The sequence below is a fragment of the Streptomyces sp. NPDC005808 genome (genome assembly GCF_042871385.1).
Classification (GTDB): Bacteria; Actinomycetota; Actinomycetes; order Streptomycetales; family Streptomycetaceae; genus Streptomyces.
Window position 1 is genome coordinate 380,164 of sequence record NZ_JBIAIK010000006.1, and the last position, 18,652, is coordinate 398,815.

The following is an 18,652-nucleotide window of genomic DNA, read 5'->3' on the forward strand; positions in this document are numbered from 1 at the left end:
GGTCTGTCAGCAGTCGGGACTCCGTGCGGAGGTGCGCGCACATGGCAAGGACCGCGAAAAGGGCCACTCCCAGGACTCCCAGGACCATGCCGGGAATCAAGGACGCCACTGCCATCGTCGGGATCGGGCAGACCGCGTTCGCCAGGCAACTCCCCGAGTCCGAGAAGGCCTTGGCCTGTCGGGCGGTTCTCGCCGCGCTCCGCGACGCCGGGATCGAGCCGGCCGAGGTCGACGGGCTCGCCTCCTACACCATGGAGGAGACCGACGAGGTGGAGGTGGCGAAGGCCGTCGGGTTCGGTGACCTCACCTTCTTCAGCAAAGTGGGGTACGGGGGCGGGGGTTCGTGCGCCACCGTCGCGCATCTCGCCGCCGCCATCGCCACCGGACAGGCGAGCGTGGGTGTGGCCTGGCGGTCGCGGAAGCGGGGCAGCGGGCCCCGGCCCTGGACGAACACGAGCGTCCAACTCCCCACCCCGGCCCAGTGGACGCGACCCTTCGGGCTGCTCAGACCCGCCGACGAGATCGGCATGCTGGCACGCCGCTACATGCACGAGTACGGCGCGACCCGCGACCACCTCTTCAACGTCGCCCTCGCCTGCCGCAACCGCGCCAACCAGAACCCGGCCGCGATCATGTACGAGCGCCCCCTCACCCGCGAGATGTACATGACCTCCCGCTGGATCAGCGAACCCCTCTGCCTCTTCGACAACTGCCTTGAGACGGATGGTGCGTTGGCGTGTGTCATCGTCTCCGCCGAGCGGGCCAGGGACTGCCGACGCAAGCCCGTGTACGTCCATTCCGCCGCCCAGGGCCTGCCCGCCCAGCATCACGGCATGGTCAACTACTGGAACGACGATCCGCTAACCGGCCCCGCCTGGACCGCCGCCCGACACCTGTGGAAGCACGCCGACTTCACGCCCCACGATGTGGATGTCGCGCAGATCTACGACGCGTTCACGCCTCTCATTCCGCTCTCCCTGGAGGGGTACGGCTTCTGCGGGAAGGGCGAGGGCGCGGGGTTCACGGAGGGCGGTGCGCTGGAGATCGGCGGGCGGCTGCCCGTGAACACGGGGGGAGGCGGTCTCTCCGAGGCGTATGTGCACGGCTTCAACCTCATCAACGAAGGGGTGAAGCAACTGCGGGGCACCAGCACCGCCCAAGTGCCGGGCGCCGCCACCTGCCTGGTCACGGCCGGCGAGGGCGTCCCGACCTCCGCCCTTCTCCTGAGGAGTTGACCGACCCATGAGAAACGACGAGACCACCCTCCTCTCCCCCGTCCCCGACGACGACGGTGCCCCCTTCTGGCAGTACGCCGCCCGCGGCGAACTCCGCATCCAGGCCTGCGCCGACTGCGGCGAACTCCGCTTCCCGCCCCGCCCCTGCTGCCCGCTCTGCCACTCCTTCGCGAGCGAGTGGCGCAGGATGAGCGAGCGGGGGCGTATCTGGTCGTACGTCGTCCCGCACCCGCCGCTCCTACCCGCGTACGCCGCGCAGGCTCCGTACAACGCGATCGTGGTCGAGCTCGCGGAGGCTCCGCGGATCCGGCTGGTGGGGAATCTGGTGAGCGGGCCCGGCGCGCCGCTCAACTCCGTTGCGGTTGACCGGATTCGGATCGGGGCGCGGGTGCAGGCCGTGTTCACCGAGGTCGCCGGGATGTCCGTGCCCCACTGGATCCTGGAGCGGTCATGAGCGGCGGCAGCGGCCTGCGCGTCAGCGCCGACAAGGACACCGGGGTCGCCGTCCTGACCCTCGACCGGCCGGAGAAACTCAACGCCATCGACGTCGAGACGGCCTCGGAACTCGCCTCGGCATGGCGGGAGTTCCGGTACGACGACTCCGTAAGGGCCCTCGTCGTCACCGGGGCGGGCGAGCGGGCCTTCTGCACCGGGATCGACCGGGGCGTCGACGTCCCGCAGCCCAACTCCCCCTACATGGTGGACGATCCGCTCCTCGCCATCGGGCCGAAGGCGAACGACCTGTGGAAGCCGGTCATCGCGGCCGTCAACGGCATGGCCTGCGGCGGGGCCTTCTACCTACTGGGGGAATCGGAGTTCGTCGTCGCGGACGAGACGGCGACGTTCTTCGATCCGCACACCACATACGGGATGGTCAGCGCGTACGAGTCCGTCTACATGGCGCAGCGGATGCCGTTCGGGGATGTGGCGCGGATGGCGTTGATGGGGACCGCCGAGCGGATTTCGGCGCGGCGTGCGTACGAGGTGGGGCTGGTGTCCGAACTCACCGTTTCCGGTGGGGCGTTGGCGGCGGCCGTGGCCTGCGCCGTCGTCATCGCCTCTTATCCGGCCGAGGCCGTCCAGGGCACCGTGCGTGCGCTGTGGGCCGCGCAGGAGCCGGCCCGCACCCAGGCGCTCGCCCACGCGCCGCATCTCGTCTCCCTCGGCAACCTGCCGAGGGACCGCCAGGCGAGCCTGTTCGCGGCCCGCGGCACGGGGTTCAGGACCCGCTGAGGCGGGTGACGGGGGTGGGGGTGGTTTCTCGCCCCCTCCGCCCCTACCCGTCCCTTGCTCCTGGGGGCTGCCGCCCCCAGACCCCCGCTGTCGCGCTGAACGCGCTCGTCCTCAAACGCCGGACGGGCTGAGGCCAGTGCAGCAGGGGCGGAGGGGGCGAAAACTCCCCCTCACACCGTCCGAGCCGTCCCCGTCCCCTTCTCCGCGTCCAGCGCGTACACGCAGCGGTCCTTGCTGCAGGCGTACACGACGCCGTCCTTGACCACCGGGGCTCCGGTGATCTCACCCCCCGTGGCGAGCTTCCAGCGCAGCCGCCCGTCGTCCGCCTTCAGGGTGTACAGCAGATGGTCGGTGGAGCCGAAGTGGATGCGGCCCTCGGCGACGGCCGGGGCGCCGACCAGGTCGCCGCCCGCCTGGAAGCGCCACTTGGGGGTGCCGGTGACGGCGTCGAGGGTGTAGAGGCCCTTGCCGCTGCCGACGTGGACGTGACCGGCGGCGACGAGGACCGGTTCGATGGAGGCGCGGGACTCCGTCGCGATGCGCCAGCGATCGCGGCCGTCGGCGGCGTCCAGGGCGTACACGGTGCCGAGGTAGTCGGCGAGGTAGACGCCACCGCCGGTGACGGCGGGACCCGGCACGAAGGTCGGCGGGCAGAGGAAGACCGCCGGGGCCTCGAAGTGCCAGCGGACGTGACCGTTCGCCACGTCGACGGCGAGGACGCGGGTGCCGGCGGAGATGTACACGTACCCGTCGGGCCCCTGGGTGATCCGCACGGGCACGCCGCCGCAGGAAGCCGCGTCACCGATCGGGTAGGACCAGCGCTCCTTGCCGGTACGGGCCTCCAGTGCACGCAGCCGGGCGTCCTGCCAGACGTACACGGTGCCGTCGTGGACGGCGGGCCCGGCCTCCGGGGACTCGAAGTCGGTCTGGGCGCCGGTGAGCTCCCACAGTTTGTGGCCGTTGGCGGCCTCCCAGGCCTGTACGCCGCCGCCACGCGTGCCGGTGACGACGGTGCCCCGGTCGGCCTTGAGCGAGTACACCCAGGCGTCCGTCGACAGCCGCCACAGGTCCCCGCCCTCCCGGGCGTTCAGTGCGAAGAGCGTGGGGCCGTCGGAGGCGTGGATACGGCCGTCCGCCACCGACATGGACCAGGCCACGTCGCGCGTCTTGAAGCGGCGCCGGCCGGTCGCGACGTCCAGGGCGTGCACCTCGAAGGAGGTGACGTAGACGAGGTCGTCGGCGACCGCGGGCGTACCCCATACGTCGTTCGACATGCGGAAGCGCCACGGCCGCCAGCCGGCCGGGGAGTCCGGCGCGGGGGGCGCGGCGACGGGCGCGGGGTCGGCGCCGTTCACGCCGGCGCGCGGCCGGGACCAGGACGCGGCGAGTCCCGCCTCCGGAGGGGGTGCCTTGACAGCGGCGGCGCGGGCGTCGGCGACGCGCGGACCTGGGCCGATGGGCACCTTGCCGCCCGCGAGGCGTACGGGGCCGGTGTCGGGCGCCCCGACGGGCAGGGGGGCGTGCGCGGGCGGAGGCGGCACGCGCCCGCCACCGCTGCGGCCCGCCGACGGCGAGGGCTTCGCGGGCGGCCGGCCCCCTCGGCGCTGCTCGATCAGGGTCACCGCGCGCTCGGGCAGCCACGCCGACGCCGTACCGCTGTCATCGGATCCGGAGCCGAAGAGGTGGGGTGCCAGCTGGGCCTGGAGGTCGGCGGGGTTGGGGCGGCCCGCGGCCTCCATCTGCATACAGGACTCGATCAGGGGGCGCAGTTCCTCGGGCAGGCCTTCGAGGTCCGGGCCCTCCCTGAGCAGCATGAAGACGGTCTCGACGGGGTTCGCGCCGTGGAAGGGGGCGTGGCCGGTGGCGGCGAAGACGAGCATCGAGCCGAGCGAGAAGACGTCACTGGCGCCGGTCACGCTGCGCGAGTCCTTGGCCTGCTCGGGCGACATGTAGGCGGGCGTACCGACGGCGACGTTCGTCATGGTCAGACGGGTGTTCGAGACGCCGGAGGCGATACCGAAGTCGATCACTCGTGGACCGTCCTCGACGACGAGGACGTTCGAGGGCTTCAGGTCGCGGTGGACGAGGCCCGCGCCGTGGATGGACTGCAGCGCCTCCGCGACACCGGCCGCCAGCCAGCGCACCGCCTGGGCCGGCATCGGCCCGCACTCATTCACTATTTCTTCCAGCGAGGGAGCGGGCACGTACGCGGTGGCCAGCCACGGCACGGCCGCGCGCGCGTCGGCGTCGACCACCGCCGCCGTGTAGAAGCCCGACACAGCCCGGGCCGCCTCGACCTCGCGCGAGAAACGGACCCGGAACAACTGGTCCTCGGCGAGCTCCGTCCTGACCGTCTTGATCGCCACGCGCCGGCCGGAGGCCGAGCGCGCGAGATAGACCAGCCCCATGCCGCCGGCACCCAGCCGCCCCAGCACCTCGAACGGCCCGATCCGACGCGGATCGTGCTGCGTCAGCTGATCCACCACTTGCCTGCCACCTCCCCGTACGGGCCACGCCATCCACGTGTGAACGCGACCCAGTGCAGCGTCTCACCACCGCACCGCCATGGCGGCACGCACCCCGATTCTTCCTGTCCGAGCCGATGGTTGCGAACCCGGGGGCGGAACGGGGTGTCCTGGGGCAAAATGGCCGCACTTTCGAGCACGGCCGGGACCCCCACCCCCGTATACGGCCGGGACAAGACTTTTTACGCCCCATAGGCCATGTCAATTACAACCCTGCCGCGCCACCTGACTGCTGGGACCGACGGAAGTACGGCCCCTGCCGGTTAGGGCCGCTGAAGTACGGCTTCTACCGGCTAGGACCGCTCAAGTACGGCTTCTACCGGCTAGGACCGCTCAAGTACGGCTTCTACCGGCTAGGGCCGCTCAAGTACGGCGAACGACGCCCCCTGGTTGTCCGTGACCACCGCCACCCGCCCGTACGACGTGTCGAAGGGCGGGGCCTGGACGCGGCCGCCGAGCCGGTTGACCGTCCCGATGACGGCGTCACAGTCCTCGACGCCGAAGTGCACGAGGAAGTGGGGCGGCATCTCGGCCGGGAACACGTCGGACACGGGGGCCCGCCCGAAGTCGGGGGAGGCGTCGGGACCGAAGAGGGCCTCCAGGAAGACGGTGCCGTAGAACTGGTCGACGGTCGCCATGTCCCGGGCGTACAGCTCGGCCCAGCAGAAGGTGCCCGGCTCGTGGCGCCTGCCGAAGCCGGGGTGGGTACCGGCCTGCCAGATGCCGAAGACCGCGCCCTCCGGGTCGGCCGCGAGGGCCCTCGTGCCCAAGTCGCCCACCGGCGTCGGCGCGGTGATCAGCTGACCGCCCTCCGCCTCGATCCGGCCGGCGAGCGCGACGGCGTCCGGCGTCGCGAAGTACACGGTCCATACGGTGGGCATCCGGCCGTCCCGCTTGTGCACGAGGGCGGCGACGGGCTCGCCGTGATGGCGCGCCCGCACAGCCCCTCGCGCCGGAGCCCCGGGTTCGTCCGGGTGGTGCCCCTCCTCGAAGGTCCACCCGAAGAGCTCGCCGTAGAAGCGCTTGCCGGCCGCGACATCGGGGAGCTGTGCGTCGATCCAGCAGGGCACACCTTCGGAGAAGGCGGCGGGGCTCCCGGGCAAAGGGGCGGATTCGGCCATGCGGCCAAGCTAACGGGCCTTCACGCATCCCGCAGAGCATGCGCATCCCTTTGTGTACGGGGGCTCGTGTACGGGGGTTCGTGTACGGGCTCGTGTCTGGGGCCGTGTCTGGGGCCGTGTCTGGGTCCGTGTCTGGGCTCGTGTCTGGGCTCGTGTCTGGGGCCGTGTCTGGGTTCACGCACGGGCACGCGGTCCCCCGCGTGAGCAGCGCCCGCACCCGGTGTGAACAGGCCCACGCACCCCTGTGATGAGCAGCCGCACCCCATTTGCAGTCGGCCGAATCGCGCTCCGATCACCCCTCGGTAAGCTGACGGCATGACAGGACAAGTGCGTACCGTCGACGGCCGCGTGGCCGGGCGGCGTGGGCAGGCGACCCGGCAGAAGCTGCTCGACTGCCTCAGCGAGATGCTCAGCTCCTCGCCCTACCGGGACGTCAAAGTCATTGATGTCGCCCGGAAGGCGGGCACTTCACCCGCGACCTTCTACCAGTACTTCCCGGACGTCGAAGGCGCCGTCCTGGAGATCGCCGAGCAAATGGCCACGGAGGGCGCCGGGTTGGCCCAGTTGCTCGATGGCCGTTCCTGGGTCGGCAAGGCCGGCTGGCAGACCTCGCAGGAACTCGTCGACGGCTTCCTGGAGTTCTGGCGGCGCAACGACGCGATCCTCAGGGTCGTCGATCTGGGTGCCGCCGAGGGCGACAAACGGTTCTACAAGATCCGTATGAAGATCCTCAACTCCGTGAACAACTCCCTTACGGACACGGTCACCGAACTCCAGTCCAAGGGCAAGGTCGACAAGGACGTGAACCCGGCAGCGATGGCCGGTTCCCTCGTCGCCATGCTCGCGGCGGTGGCCTCGCACCAGCGGGGCTTCCAGTCGTGGGGCGTCAAGCAGGCTGAACTCAAGCCGAATCTGGCACTGTTGGTGCACCTGGGCGTGACGGGCAAGAAGCCCACGAAGTAACCATCCTTCACGCCTGTTCCTGTCCCAGCCCAGCCCTGCCCTTTCCGTCCAGCTGCCCAACTCCTGTCATGCGGGCGGCAGTCCATCCATCCAGGTGGACTGCCGCCCGCTGCGTTGTGGACGCGGCACAACCCTTCCCCCTCGCCCCCTTCGCACGACCCTTCCCTTCGCCCCCTTCGGATGAGCTCAGCGCCGTACGATCCGGAACAACCGGATCTCCCGGTCGATCCGCTCCTGATAGGTGACGTACGGCGGCCAGAACGCCACCACCGCCTTCCAGGCCGCGGCCCGCTCGTCCCCCTCCAGGAGATGAGCGGTTACGGCGATGTCCTCGCCCTTCCAGCTGATCGCGGCGTCCGGATGCGCAAGGAGATTGGCGGTCCAGGCAGGGTGATCCGGGCGCCCGAAGTTGGAGCCGATGAGGATCCAGCTCCGCGGACCGACGGCACCCGTAACACCCGCGGCACCCGCGACACCACCGACACCCACGACATCTGAAGCATCTGAAGCACCTGGAGCGCCTGAAGCGCCTGAAGTCGCGGGCTCGGGCATACAGGCCAATGGCGTCCGACGCTCCACCCCGCTCCTGGCGCCGCGCACGCTGAGGACGACCCCCGGCAGCATCTGCGCGCTGAGCAGCACCTTGCCGCGCGTCAGCCGGTGCACCACACGGTCCAGCGCGGGAACGACATACGGCGCGAGCCGCGCGAACGCCCGGGTCGAGGAGACCCTCTGCACCAGCCGGACCCCCAGCACTTTGCCTCCGACTCGACGACCGGCACCGGCACCGGCACCCGCACTGGCACTGGCACTGGCACTGGCCTTGCGCATCACACGGTCACCTTTCCACGGCTGAGGCTGCCGCAATCAAACAAGTGCGCTACATCGGCGGCATACCCCCGTAGCCGATGCACCGGCCCGAAGAGCAGCTCGTCGCCGGCCGCCCGCTTGAAGTACAGATGAGCCTCGTGCTCCCAGGTGAACCCGATACCGCCGTGCAACTGGATCCCCTCGGACGCGGCGACCCGCAGCGCCTCCAGCGCCTGAGCGAGCGCGAGCCGGCCCACCCGCTCACCACCGCGACCGGAACCGGCGTCTACACCGGAGCTGGTGCCGGTGCCAGTGCCGGTACCGGTACCGGCGCCGACATCGACACCGGAACCGGTTTCGACGCCAGCCGCCCAAGCCGCGTAGTACGCCGCCGACCGCGCCGCCTGCACCCCCACGTACACATCCGCCAGCCGGTGCTTCACCGCCTGGAACGACCCGATCGGCCGCCCGAACTGCTCCCGCTGCCGCACGTACTCGACCGTTCGCTCCAGCGCCCGGTCGGCGGCTCCCACGGCCTCGGCAGCGAGTACGGCGGCGGCCACGTCCCCGGCAACGGCGAGCGCCCCGGTCACGTCGGCTTCCTCGCCTCCGAGCAACTCGGCTTCCACATCCCGGAGTTCGATCCTGGCCCGGGGCCGGGTCTCGTCGAGGGACGTCTGTCGGACCCGTACCAGCCCGTCGACAGCCCCGTCCCCTGCTCGGGTCGAGAACGTCTTCCCCACCCGCACGAGGAACAACAGCGTCCGGGCCCGTACGTAGCCCCCTGTGTGCGCAGCCACCACAAGCAGCCCCGCGCTATGTCCGTCGAGCACCTGTGCCGCCTGCCCATAGAGCCGCCACACACCATCGACCTGCCGAGCTTGTATGCCCCCAGCGCGGCCGCCTCCTGCCCAGTCCCCGCGGTTGTCGCCCACCAGTCCGAGCACGGTCGCAAGCCGAGCGCCCGGCACCACGAGGGCGGCGGTCACCTCGCCGGAGGCAAGGCGCGGCAGCAGTTCGGCGCGCTGCGCCTCCGTGCCCAGGGTCAGAATCAGCGGGGCCGAGAGGACGGCCGTGGAAAGGAGCGGCGAGGGAGCGAGGGCACGCCCCGACTCCTCGCAGGTGAGGGCGAGTTCGGTGGCCGAGCAGCCGACGCCGCCGTACTCCTCGGGCAGGGCCAGACCGGGCAGCCCGAGCTGCCGCGCGAGCGCGTCCCAGAGCGCGGGATCGTATCCGTCGGGGCTCCGCACGGCGGCCCGCAGCTGCTCCGGCCCGCACCGCTTGACCAGCAACTCCCTCAGCGTGTGCCGGATCTCCTCCTGCTCAGCGGTGAAACGGGCGTCCATGCGGCCTCCCTCCGAAATCTGACGGGTCGTCATATTAGGCCCGCACCCGAGGAATGCACAGGCCTGCATCGGGGGAATGCACGGTCTTGCACCAGGGGACTGCACGGTCTTACAGCGCGGAACGCCCGCCCCGCAGCACGGGAACGCACAGGCCGCCACACCCTCCTCCACCCACCATTACCTGATGTACCGTCAGGTCCATGACGCCAGGAACTCCCTCCGAGGACAGGGCTTCCGGTAAGCGCAAGGTCGCCGTCGTCGGCGTATCCCTCTCCGACTGCGGACGCGTCGACGAGGCGACCCCGTACGCCCTGCACGCCCAGGCCGCCCGCCGTGCGCTGGCCGACTCGGGGCTCGGCCGTGAGGTGGTGGACGGCTTCGCGTCGGCGGGCCTCGGCACGCTGGCGCCCGTCGAGGTGGCCGAGTACCTGGGGCTGCGGCCCAGTTGGGTCGACTCGACCTCCGTCGGCGGCTCCACCTGGGAGGTCATGGCGGCCCACGCGGCCGACGCGATCGCGGTCGGCCACGCGAACGCGGTCCTGCTGGTCTACGGTTCCACCGCCCGCGCCGACATCAAGGCGGGCCGCCGCACCGGCAACCTCTCCTTCGGCGCCCGAGGCCCCCTCCAGTTCGAGGTCCCGTACGGCCACACCCTCATCGCCAAGTACGCGATGGCGGCCCGGCGCCATATGCACGAGTACGGCACGACCCTCGAACAGCTCGCCTCCGTCGCCGTCCAGGCCCGCGCGAACGCGGCGGCGAACCCGGAGGCGATGTTCCGCGACCCGGTCACCGTCGACGACGTGCTGTCCGGCCCGATGATCGCGGACCCCTTCACCAAGCTGCACTGCTGCATCCGCTCCGACGGCGGGGCGGCGGTCCTGCTGGCGGCCGAGGAGTACGTACGGGACTGCCGTACCGCTCCCGTCTGGGTCCTCGGCACCGGCGAGCACGTCTCGCACACCACCATGTCCGAGTGGGCGGACTTCACCGTCTCCCCGGCGGCGGAGAGCGGCCGCCTCGCCTTCGCCCGCGCCGGGATCCGCCCAGACGAGATCGACCTGGCCGAGATCTACGACGCCTTCACCTACATGACGCTCGTGACGCTGGAGGACCTCGGCTTCTGCGCGAAGGGGGAAGGGGGTTCGTTCGTGGACGCCGCGAAGGGCCGGCTGCTGGTGGGCGGGGAACTGCCCGTCAACACCGACGGCGGCGGGCTGTCGGCCCAACACCCCGGGATGCGGGGGCTGTTCCTGCTGGTGGAAGCCGTACGGCAGTTGCGTGGCGAGGCCGGGGAACGCCAGGTGAGAAAGGCCGGCGGGCACCTGCCGGAGCTGGCGGTCGCCTCGGGGACGGGCGGGTGGTTCTGTTCCTCGGCGACGGTGGTGCTGGGGCGGGGGTGAGTTCGCGATCGGCTCCTGCCTCAACTCACCGAAGGCGACGCCACGTTGGGCCCCGGCCGGCGGGCACTGATCCGCTGTCCGTTCGCCCTGCGCGGCGCCGGGATCGCCCCCGGCATCTGTGCGGACACCGATATCCGGTTACTGTTCCGGCCGCCGGCGAAGACGAACAGCCGCAGCACCAGGAACCGTCCGACTCCGGCGAGCCCGGAGGCGCTGAGGTAGACGATCTGCTCCGTCAGCATGCCGGGCGACGACTGCACCAGGTGCAGTACGAGCATCGCGGCGGAGGTCACCGCGTAGGCACCCCCAGCCGATCCCGCCGACTGCCAGTGCTGGCGCAGTCCGGCACGCCGCCCGGCCCCGAAGGTGAAGCGGGCGTGCAACTCCGTACAGAGAAGGGTGGAGGCGACGGTGACCAGCGCGTTCGCCACGACCCAGGGCAGCGCCCCCGCGAGCAGCGCCACGGCGACGCTGGAGAGGAGCCCGACACCGCCACCGCAGAGCACGAACCGGGCGAAGGAAGCGAGCGGACCGGGGGCGGCCGGGGCCGCCGTAACCGCCGTAACCGCCGAGACAGCCGGGCGCACCGAGGTCACCGAGGTCACCGAGGTCACCGAGGTCACCGAGGTCAAGGGAACCACCCGGGTCCGGCGTACACCGTCCGTGCCGGGCTCCTTCGGCTCGGAACCCCGCGCCGCGAACGCCGTCTCCGGCTTCGACAACAGCAGCGAACTCATGGGGGGTTCCTTCCGGGCGAGGCCGTGAACCTCTGGAATCAGGGGCCGTGAACCTCTGGGATCGGGGCCGTGAACCTCTGGGATCAACTGGGTTCAACGATGCCGTCGCCCGGCCCTCAGCACGAGGAGGTGTACTACCCGACCCGGGGTACGGCTAGCCCCACCAAGTGCCGGGTGCCCACGGGTGTGTCGGTCGCCCGGAATACGGAGTGGTACCGGGCACGCTGACGCAGACAGCCACCATTCGCAGCCCGCCCGCAGCATGGAGGAGACCGACATGGCCCTGACCCGCGAAGAGCGCGAAGCCTTCCTCGCCGAGCCGCACGTCGCCGCGATCGCGATCGACGCCGGGGAGAGAAGGGCCCCTCTCACCGTGCCCATCTGGTACCAGTACGAGCCCGGCGGCGTCGTGTGGATCATGACAGGGCGGGACTCCCGCAAGAACAGCCTGATCAGTGCGGCGGGCCGGTTCACGCTGCTGGTCGACCGGCTCGAACCCACCATCCGGTACGTGTCGGTCGAGGGACCGGTGCTCGACACCACGCCCGCCACCCGCGAACAGCTCCATGAGATCTCGGCCCGCTACCTCCCGGCCGAAAAGGTCGACGCCTACGTCGACTTCGCCTGGAAGGAACACGGCGCCAATGTGATCGTCCGCATGCGGCCCGAACACTGGGTCTCGTCCGACCTCGGCTCGGTGTGAGCGGGGTACGTGGATCCGGATCCCACGTGACAATCAGGGCATGAGCGCCGACCACACCGACCCGTCAGCCGAGTTCGTCCGTCTCCTCCGGTCCCAACGAGTCTGGGACACCGAGCTGCCCTCCTTCGATCCGGGGGCGGCGCCCGACGAGCCGCTGCCGCTGTTCGAGCGGTGGTTCGCGGAGGCGGTGGCGGCTGGGCAGACCGAGCCGCACACCGTTTCCCTCGCCACGGTGGACGCGGACGGACTGCCGGACGTCCGTACGGTGATGCTGCACGGGGCGGACCCGGCGGGCTGGTCCTTCGCGTCGCACGCGACGAGCCGCAAGGGCCGGCAACTGGCCGCCCGCCCGTACGCCGCCCTCGGTTTCTACTGGCCCGCACAGGGGCGCCAGATCCGCCTCCGCGGCCCTGTCACCGTGGCCCCGCCCGAGGCGAGCCAGGCCGACCTGCACGCCCGCTCCACCGGCGCTCTCGCCGCGGCCCTCGTCGGTCACCAGAGTGAAGTCCTGCCCTCCCTAAAGGAGTTGGAGCAGGCGTCCGGCGCAGCCTGGTCACAGGCCCAGCACGACCCCACCACCCCGGCCCCCACCTGGACCCTCTACCACCTCCGCCCGGACGAAGCAGAGTTCTTCCAGGGCAGCCCCAGCAGACAACACGTACGCCTCAACTACCGCCGCACCGACTCCGGTTGGCTCAAGGAACTGCTGTGGCCGTGAAGGTGAGCGGCGTCGGGCTGTAACTCGTTGAGGCACCTCAGCCCGAGGACGGCACCGCGGGCTCCGGATCCGTCGCCACCCGCCCATGCAGATGCACATCGCGGAACGCGTCGTGCCGTCCCGCCTCGAACATCGCGCCCCGCAGTGTCCCCTCGTACGGGAATCCGCAGCGCTCGGCGACGCGGCAGGACGCGTCGTGGCCGAGGGCGTGGCCCAGTTCGAGGCGGTGCAGACCGAGGTCGGTGAAGGCGAAGCCGGTGGCGACGAGCAGGGCGCGGGTGGCGACCTGGCGGCCGCGGGCCTCGGGGAGAACCCAGTAGCCGACGCGGGCGTTGCGTATGACGTGGTCGATCTCGTTGACGCCGATGTGGCCGAGCACCTCGCCGGTGTCCGCATCCGTGACGCAGAAGGAGACACCGCTCGCGTCCGTCGCGGCCTCGGCACGCGAGCGGAGCGACTCACGCGCGCCGTCGATGTCCCGGACGATCTTCAGCGGCGTGTTCCAGCGCTGGAACTCCGGGTCGGACAGCCCGCGCAGCCACGCCGACACATCGACGTCGGACTCGGCGTTCCAGGGGCGCAGCCGCAGACCGTGACCACGCTTCTCGGGGAAGGGACGGAGGGCGTACTGCTCGTGGATGTCGGCCATCCATCCATTGAAACGCCTCAGCGCGTACGGCCCCCACCCCGGGGCCGGAACACCGAAGCACCAGCGACCCGGCACCGGATGCCGGGCACCGACCGCTCACGCGGCAGGGGCTCGGCCCCGCACACCCCGGCCGTCCGAGCGCGCGTACGACTCACCCCCGAGGCCGGAACACCGGCACCCACACGTCCACCGCGCACCGGAACGTCACCCCCAGCTCCATCCCGGCCCGCAGCGCCCCCTCCGCGCACTCCACCACCTCGGTCATCATCCGCGGTCCCTCCACGAGGTCGACGACGGCGGCGACGTAGGGGACCCGCTCACCGAACGGCGGGAGGTCGTTGCGGTGGACGACGGACCAGGTGTAGAGCGTGGCGCGCCCGCTCGCCGGCTCCCACCGGACGTCCTCGCTCCAGCAGTGCGGGCAGAACTCCCGCGGGTAGTGGTGGGCGTGTCCGCAGCCCCCGCAGCGACGGACCAGGAGCCGGCCCTCCGCCGCCGCGTCCCAGTACGGCCGTGTGAAGGCGTCCACCTCGGGCAGATCGAAACGCGCGCCACTCACCAGGACCGCCGCCCGCCACTCACCAGGACCGCCGCCCGCCACTCACGAGGCCGGCGGAGCAGGTCGGCAACCCGGCGGTCATGAGAACAGTCCGATCGCGTCGTCCAAGGACCACGTCTGCCACGACATCCCGAACAGCGCGACGACCGAGATCAGCGCCATCATCGAGTTCTGGCCCTGCTCGGCCCAGTCGTGGATCATGAGGACGAGGTAGAGAAGGTTGAGGAGCAGTCCTCCGACCAGGGCGATCGGCGTGAGGAAACCGAGGATCAGCCCCAGGCCGAGCGCCAGTTCCGCGTACGCGACCACGTAGGCCATCGTCCGCGGGCGCGGCGCCACCACCGTGTCGAAGCCGCTCCGGACCGCGTTCCATCGGTGCTTCGCCGCGATGTCCGCGGCCCAGGCGATCCCGGCGCCCCGTTCGAACCACGCCTTCTTGTCCTTGTGCCGCCAGCTCTCCAGCCACCACAGCCCGAGCCCGATACGGAGCACGGCCAGCCATTGCGCCTCGCTGAGCCAGATCGTGTCCATGGGCGAACCCACTCCCTCGGTTTCTGACGGTACGTCAGTTTCGTACGTCAGTTTCACCGCACGGGGCCCCACAGGCAAGAGACGTACGGCCCCGGCTCGCACTCCCGGCGGCCAAGCCTTCCCTCCGGAGGCTGCCCGTTGACACCCCCTCCCCCGAGGCACCCGGCGCGACCCCTCAGCCCGGCACCGGCACACCCACCCTCTCCACGTCCACGCACCCGGCACAATGAAGTGACCTACGCCACGAACCCCACCCACCCCTCCTACAGCCGTGATCAGTTCGCAACCGATTCCGGGCTTGACCGAGACCTAACAAGTAACTACGTGATTACGCTCGCGGACATGGCCGACTCCTCTGCTTCCTCGACACCGCACCCGGTGCCGTCCCACGAAGACCGCCCCGTGTACGTGATCGGCGGCGGCCCCGGCGGACTCGCCGCGGCCTACGCCCTGCGCGCGCAGGGCGTACGCGCCGTGGTACTGGAGAAGTCCGAGCACGTCGGGGCGTCCTGGCGGCGCCACTACGACCGGCTGCACCTGCACACCACACGGCGACTGTCGTCGCTCCCCGGTCTGCCCATGCCGCGTGAGTTCGGACGATGGGTGTCACGAGACAACGTGGTGCGCTACCTGGAGAAGTACGCCGAGCACCACCAGCTGGAGATCGTGACGGGCGTCGAGGTCTCGCGCGTCGAACCCGCCCCGGGTGGCGACGGCTGGCTGCTGCACGCCACCGGGGGGCGGGAGTTGACGGGCAGCGCGGTGGTCGTCGCCACCGGCTACAACCACACGCCGCACATCCCCGACTGGCCCGGCCGCGACGGCTACACCGGCGAACTCCTGCACGCCGGCCACTACCGCAACCCCGCCCCCTACGCGGGCCGCGACGTCCTCGTCGTCGGCGTCGGCAACACGGGCGCCGAGATCGCCGTGGACCTGATCGACGGCGGTGCCTCGCGCGTCCGCCTCTCCGTCCGGACCGCCCCGCACATCGTGCGCCGTTCCACGGCCGGATGGGCCGCCCAGTTCACGGGCATCGTCGTACGACGACTGCCGGTCGGCCTCGTCGACCGCCTCGCCGGGCCGATGGCCAGGCTGAGCGTCCCCGACCTCTCCGCCCAGGGGCTGCCCCGCCCCGACACCGGCCTCTACTCACGCGTCAACGAAGGCTCCATCCCCGTCCAGGACGTGGGCCTCATCGACGCCGTCCGCAAGGGCCGGGTCGAGATCGTGGCCGCGGTGGACGGTTTCGAGGACGGCAAGGTCGCCCTCGCCGACGGAGGCCGGATCGGCCCGGACGTCGTGATTGCCGCGACCGGTTACGTCCGCGCCCTGGAAGGTCTCGTCGGGCACCTCGACGTACTGGACGCACGCGGCAAGCCGGCCGTGCACGGCGCCCGCACCCCGAGGAACGCCCCCGGCCTCTACTTCAGCGGCTTCACCAACCCCATCAGCGGAATGTTCCGCGAACTCGCCCTAGACGCCGAGAAGATCGCCAAGGCGGTCGCCCGCCACCCCGCGACACGCAAACCGTCGTCCACACCCTGATCCCGCAACCTTCAGCCCCCTGCCCGACCCTGCCCGGCCGAGGGCTGCCCGGTGCCGCCTCGCGCGCCCCGCCTCGACTCGCCTCACCTCACCTCGACTCGCCTCGCCTCGCCCCACCTCGCGGTGATCTTGCGGCCACGGTTTCGGGCGATCCCGCCTGCAGCGCGCCACCCGGGTCCACATCACGCATGAGACTCTCGCGAGCGGGGGTACGGAAGCCGAGAACCCCCAACCAAGCGCCCCTCCGCACGTCTTTGCGTGCACAACAGTTCCTGACGCGGCGTCAGTTAAGTAATCTGACTATGCGTCAGTTAATTGGCTGTCACACAGGAGCGGGCGGACCGATGCTTGGATCAACCCACGGCACCCTCACCACCGACTCCCGCCGGGCCCGGGTCATCGCCTGCGGCGAGCAACCCTCACCCGTCGTCCACGGCCGACCGGCCGAGGTCCACGACCTGGACGTCAGCGGCCGCCCCCTTTATGCGGGCGTACCCGATCTGGACCGCTTCTTCCGTCCCGAATCCGTGGCCGTGATCGGTGCCTCGGACGCCGAAGGGCGGCCCAACACCGGCATCACGCGACAGCTGATCGCCTGGGCCGAACGGGTCGGTGCGCGGCTGCACCCGGTGCACCCCACCCGTCAGTCCGTCTTCGGCATACCGTGCTTCCCTTCCGTCTCGGACCTGCCCGAACAGGTCGACCTGGCTGTGCTTCTGGTCGGCGACCCCCTTCCCATGATCGAGAAACTGGCCGAGGCCAAGGTGAGGTTCGCGGTCGCCTTCGCCTCCGGGTTCGCCGAGACCGGAGCCGAGGGAGCCCTCGCACAGGCCCGGCTCGCCACCGCCGTCGCCGGCTCAGGGCTGCGGCTGCTCGGGCCCAACACCAACCTCAACGCCTTCGAGGAATTCCGCGACGACCTCGACGGTCCCGCGATCGCGCTCATCACACAGTCCGGACACCAGGGACGGCCGGTGTTCGCGATGCAGGAGCTGGGTGTGCGGCTCTCGCACTGGGCACCCACCGGCAACGAAGCCGACCTGGAGACCGCCGACTTCATCTCCTACTTCTCCGAGCGGCCCGAGGTCGGTGCCATCGCCTGCTACCTGGAGGGACTGAAGGACGGCCGCTCCTTTCTGCTCGCCGCCGACCGCGCCGCCCGGCGCGGGGTACCCGTCGTCGCGGTCAAGGTCGGCCGCACCGAGACCGGCGCCCGCACCGCCGCCTCACACACCGGCAAGCTGACCGGCGCCGACACCGTGGTGGACGCGGCAATGCGGCAGTACGGCGTGATCCGCGTCGACGGACTCGACGAACTCCAGGACACCGCAGCCCTGTTGGCCCGCGCCCGCGCCCCGCAGGCGGACGGCGTCGTCGTCTATTCGATCTCGGGCGGCACGGGCGCGCACTTCGCGGACCTGGCGAGCGGGGCCGGACTGTCCCTGCCCACGCTGCCGCCCGACAAGCAGGCCGAGCTGCACGAATGGATACCCGACTACCTGAACGTCGCCAACCCCGTCGACAACGGCGGCCACCCGGTGGGCGACTGGCGCGGCCGCAAGATCATCGACGCGATCCTCGCCGACCCTTCCGTCGGCGTGCTGGTCTGCCCCATCACGGGACCCTTCCCGCCGATGAGCGACAAGCTGGCGCAGGATCTGGTGGACGCGGCCGAACAGAGCGACAAGCTGGTGTGCGTGGTGTGGGGGTCGCCGGTCGGCACGGAGGCCGCCTACCGCGAGACGCTGCTCGGGTCCTCCCGGGTCGCCACCTTCCGTACCTTCGCCAACTGCATCACCGCCGTACGCGCCTATCTGGACCACCACCGGTTCGCCGCCGCCTACCGCTCCCCCTTCGACGAGGCGCCCCGCACCCCCTCGCCCTCCTTCCGCAAGGCGCAGGCCCTGATGCGGCCCGGGCAGCAGCTGAGCGAGCACGCGGCGAAGCAGTTGCTGCGCGCGTACGGAATCCGCGTGCCCCGCGAACAGTTGGTGACCAGTGCGGCGGCGGCCGTGCGCGCGGCGAGCCTGATCGGCTACCCCCTCGTGATGAAGGCATCCGGCGCGCCGATCGCCCACAAGACCGAACTCGGCCTGGTGAAGCTTCCCCTGACCTCCGCCAGCCAGGTCCGCGACGCCTATCGCGAGCTGACCGACATCGCGCGCTACGAGGGGATCTCGCTCGACGGGGTGCTCGTGTGCCAGATGGTCGAGCGGGGCGTCGAGATGGTCGTCGGTGTCACGCACGACGAGCTTTTCGGACCGACGGTGACCGTCGGCCTCGGCGGCGTCCTCGTGGAAGTACTCCGCGACGCAGCCGTCCGCGTGCCGCCCTTCGGCGAGGACCAGGCCCGCACCATGCTCGCCGAGCTGCGGGGGCGGGCGCTTCTGGACGGGGTCCGCGGCGCTCCGCCCGTCGACATCGACGCGCTGGTGGAGGTCGTCATCCGGGTCCAGCGCATGGCGCTCGAACTCGGTGACGACATCGCGGAGCTGGACATCAATCCGCTGATGGTGCTGCCTCGGGGACAGGGGGCGGTGGCATTGGACGCGCTGGTGGTGTGCCGCTGAG

17 protein-coding genes are annotated in these 18,652 nt (G+C 70.9%); 9 read left to right on the forward strand and 8 right to left on the reverse strand.

The genetic code is table 11. The features are described from left to right. The first annotated feature begins 86 nt into the window (after positions 1–86). The 3 genes from ACFYPC_RS16615 to ACFYPC_RS16625 are packed head-to-tail and all read left to right on the forward strand — an operon-like array spanning position 87 to position 2,468. Positions 87–1,235, forward strand: a complete 1,149-nt coding sequence (locus tag ACFYPC_RS16615) for a lipid-transfer protein (RefSeq protein WP_388676006.1) — start codon at positions 87–89, stop codon at positions 1,233–1,235. A gap of 7 nt (positions 1,236–1,242) precedes the next feature. Beyond that, positions 1,243–1,689: a Zn-ribbon domain-containing OB-fold protein gene (locus ACFYPC_RS16620; RefSeq protein WP_388676009.1), complete on the forward strand. Its 447-nt coding sequence runs from the start codon at positions 1,243–1,245 to the stop codon at positions 1,687–1,689. After that, positions 1,686–2,468, forward strand: a complete 783-nt coding sequence (locus ACFYPC_RS16625) for an enoyl-CoA hydratase/isomerase family protein (protein ID WP_388676011.1) — start codon at positions 1,686–1,688, stop codon at positions 2,466–2,468. Before ACFYPC_RS16620 ends, ACFYPC_RS16625 begins: the two co-directional genes overlap by 4 nt. Positions 2,469–2,638: 170 nt before the next feature. Here the strand turns inward: ACFYPC_RS16625 and ACFYPC_RS16630 are convergent, their stop codons facing one another. Both ACFYPC_RS16630 and ACFYPC_RS16635 read right to left on the reverse strand, forming a co-directional pair. Next, the gene (locus ACFYPC_RS16630) at positions 2,639–4,954 is read right to left on the reverse strand and encodes a PQQ-binding-like beta-propeller repeat protein (protein WP_388676014.1); all 2,316 of its coding nucleotides are present in this window, start codon (positions 4,952–4,954) and stop codon (positions 2,639–2,641) included. Positions 4,955–5,346: 392 nt separating this feature from the next. Next, entirely contained in the window at positions 5,347–6,114 is a 768-nt protein-coding gene (locus ACFYPC_RS16635; protein ID WP_388676016.1) for a VOC family protein, read from the reverse strand. A 327-nt stretch (positions 6,115–6,441) separates the two neighbouring features. On the opposite strand from ACFYPC_RS16635, the gene ACFYPC_RS16640 reads away from it, so the two are divergent. After that, the gene (locus ACFYPC_RS16640; RefSeq protein WP_388676253.1) at positions 6,442–7,077 is read left to right on the forward strand and encodes a TetR family transcriptional regulator; all 636 of its coding nucleotides are present in this window, start codon (positions 6,442–6,444) and stop codon (positions 7,075–7,077) included. A gap of 186 nt (positions 7,078–7,263) precedes the next feature. Here ACFYPC_RS16640 and ACFYPC_RS16645 read toward each other — a convergent pair whose 3' ends face one another. After that, positions 7,264–7,833 carry a nitroreductase/quinone reductase family protein gene (locus ACFYPC_RS16645; protein ID WP_388676256.1) on the reverse strand — a complete coding sequence of 190 codons (570 nt, stop codon included), beginning with the start codon at positions 7,831–7,833 and terminating at the stop codon, positions 7,264–7,266. Positions 7,834–7,907: 74 nt separating this feature from the next. After that, positions 7,908–9,233: an acyl-CoA dehydrogenase family protein gene (locus ACFYPC_RS16650; RefSeq protein WP_388676019.1), complete on the reverse strand. Its 1,326-nt coding sequence runs from the start codon at positions 9,231–9,233 to the stop codon at positions 7,908–7,910. Positions 9,234–9,433: 200 nt separating this feature from the next. Here ACFYPC_RS16650 and ACFYPC_RS16655 point away from each other — a divergent pair, with 200 nt between their 5' ends. Next, positions 9,434–10,636, forward strand: a complete 1,203-nt coding sequence (locus ACFYPC_RS16655) for an acetyl-CoA acetyltransferase (protein WP_388676022.1) — start codon at positions 9,434–9,436, stop codon at positions 10,634–10,636. A 20-nt stretch (positions 10,637–10,656) separates the two neighbouring features. On the opposite strand, the gene ACFYPC_RS16660 is transcribed toward ACFYPC_RS16655, so the two are convergent. After that, positions 10,657–11,223: a GtrA family protein gene (locus ACFYPC_RS16660; RefSeq protein WP_388676259.1), complete on the reverse strand. Its 567-nt coding sequence runs from the start codon at positions 11,221–11,223 to the stop codon at positions 10,657–10,659. A gap of 427 nt (positions 11,224–11,650) precedes the next feature. Here ACFYPC_RS16660 and ACFYPC_RS16665 point away from each other — a divergent pair, with 427 nt between their 5' ends. Then, positions 11,651–12,076, forward strand: a complete 426-nt coding sequence (locus ACFYPC_RS16665) for a pyridoxamine 5'-phosphate oxidase family protein (RefSeq protein WP_388676024.1) — start codon at positions 11,651–11,653, stop codon at positions 12,074–12,076. Positions 12,077–12,116: 40 nt separating this feature from the next. Then, positions 12,117–12,794 carry a pyridoxal 5'-phosphate synthase gene (locus tag ACFYPC_RS16670; protein ID WP_388676026.1) on the forward strand — a complete coding sequence of 226 codons (678 nt, stop codon included), beginning with the start codon at positions 12,117–12,119 and terminating at the stop codon, positions 12,792–12,794. 37 nt (positions 12,795–12,831) lie between these two features. Here the strand turns inward: ACFYPC_RS16670 and ACFYPC_RS16675 are convergent, their stop codons facing one another. The 3 genes from ACFYPC_RS16675 to ACFYPC_RS16685 form a co-directional block, all read right to left on the reverse strand. Next, entirely contained in the window at positions 12,832–13,443 is a 612-nt protein-coding gene (locus ACFYPC_RS16675; RefSeq protein WP_388676029.1) for a GNAT family N-acetyltransferase, read from the reverse strand. A 151-nt stretch (positions 13,444–13,594) separates the two neighbouring features. Next, a complete protein-coding gene (locus ACFYPC_RS16680) occupies positions 13,595–14,002 on the reverse strand; it encodes a Zn-ribbon domain-containing OB-fold protein (protein ID WP_388676032.1) in 408 nt (135 codons plus the stop codon). 78 nt (positions 14,003–14,080) lie between these two features. Beyond that, positions 14,081–14,533, reverse strand: a complete 453-nt coding sequence (locus tag ACFYPC_RS16685; protein WP_388676035.1) for a DoxX family membrane protein — start codon at positions 14,531–14,533, stop codon at positions 14,081–14,083. Positions 14,534–14,875: 342 nt separating this feature from the next. Here ACFYPC_RS16685 and ACFYPC_RS16690 point away from each other — a divergent pair, with 342 nt between their 5' ends. Both ACFYPC_RS16690 and ACFYPC_RS16695 read left to right on the forward strand, forming a co-directional pair. After that, positions 14,876–16,081 carry a flavin-containing monooxygenase gene (locus tag ACFYPC_RS16690; RefSeq protein WP_388676038.1) on the forward strand — a complete coding sequence of 402 codons (1,206 nt, stop codon included), beginning with the start codon at positions 14,876–14,878 and terminating at the stop codon, positions 16,079–16,081. Positions 16,082–16,425: 344 nt separating this feature from the next. Further along, complete coding sequence (locus tag ACFYPC_RS16695) at positions 16,426–18,651, forward strand: acetate--CoA ligase family protein (protein WP_388676040.1); 2,226 nt, start codon at positions 16,426–16,428, stop codon at positions 18,649–18,651. Position 18,652 lies beyond the last annotated feature (1 nt).

Excerpts from the sequence above, each read along its gene's own strand:
- ACFYPC_RS16615 (WP_388676006.1), top strand. The coding sequence starts at position 87 with ATGCCGGGAATCAAGGACGCCACTGCCATCGTCGGGATCGGGCAGACC.
- ACFYPC_RS16620 (WP_388676009.1), top strand. The coding sequence starts at position 1,243 with ATGAGAAACGACGAGACCACCCTCCTCTCCCCCGTCCCCGACGACGAC.
- ACFYPC_RS16625 (WP_388676011.1), top strand. The coding sequence starts at position 1,686 with ATGAGCGGCGGCAGCGGCCTGCGCGTCAGCGCCGACAAGGACACCGGG.
- ACFYPC_RS16635 (WP_388676016.1), bottom strand. The coding sequence starts at position 6,114 with ATGGCCGAATCCGCCCCTTTGCCCGGGAGCCCCGCCGCCTTCTCCGAA.
- ACFYPC_RS16650 (WP_388676019.1), bottom strand. The coding sequence starts at position 9,233 with ATGGACGCCCGTTTCACCGCTGAGCAGGAGGAGATCCGGCACACGCTG.
- ACFYPC_RS16655 (WP_388676022.1), top strand. The coding sequence starts at position 9,434 with ATGACGCCAGGAACTCCCTCCGAGGACAGGGCTTCCGGTAAGCGCAAG.
- ACFYPC_RS16665 (WP_388676024.1), top strand. The coding sequence starts at position 11,651 with ATGGCCCTGACCCGCGAAGAGCGCGAAGCCTTCCTCGCCGAGCCGCAC.
- ACFYPC_RS16670 (WP_388676026.1), top strand. The coding sequence starts at position 12,117 with ATGAGCGCCGACCACACCGACCCGTCAGCCGAGTTCGTCCGTCTCCTC.
- ACFYPC_RS16675 (WP_388676029.1), bottom strand. The coding sequence starts at position 13,443 with ATGGCCGACATCCACGAGCAGTACGCCCTCCGTCCCTTCCCCGAGAAG.
- ACFYPC_RS16685 (WP_388676035.1), bottom strand. The coding sequence starts at position 14,533 with ATGGACACGATCTGGCTCAGCGAGGCGCAATGGCTGGCCGTGCTCCGT.
- ACFYPC_RS16690 (WP_388676038.1), top strand. The coding sequence starts at position 14,876 with ATGGCCGACTCCTCTGCTTCCTCGACACCGCACCCGGTGCCGTCCCAC.
- ACFYPC_RS16695 (WP_388676040.1), top strand. The coding sequence starts at position 16,426 with ATGCTTGGATCAACCCACGGCACCCTCACCACCGACTCCCGCCGGGCC.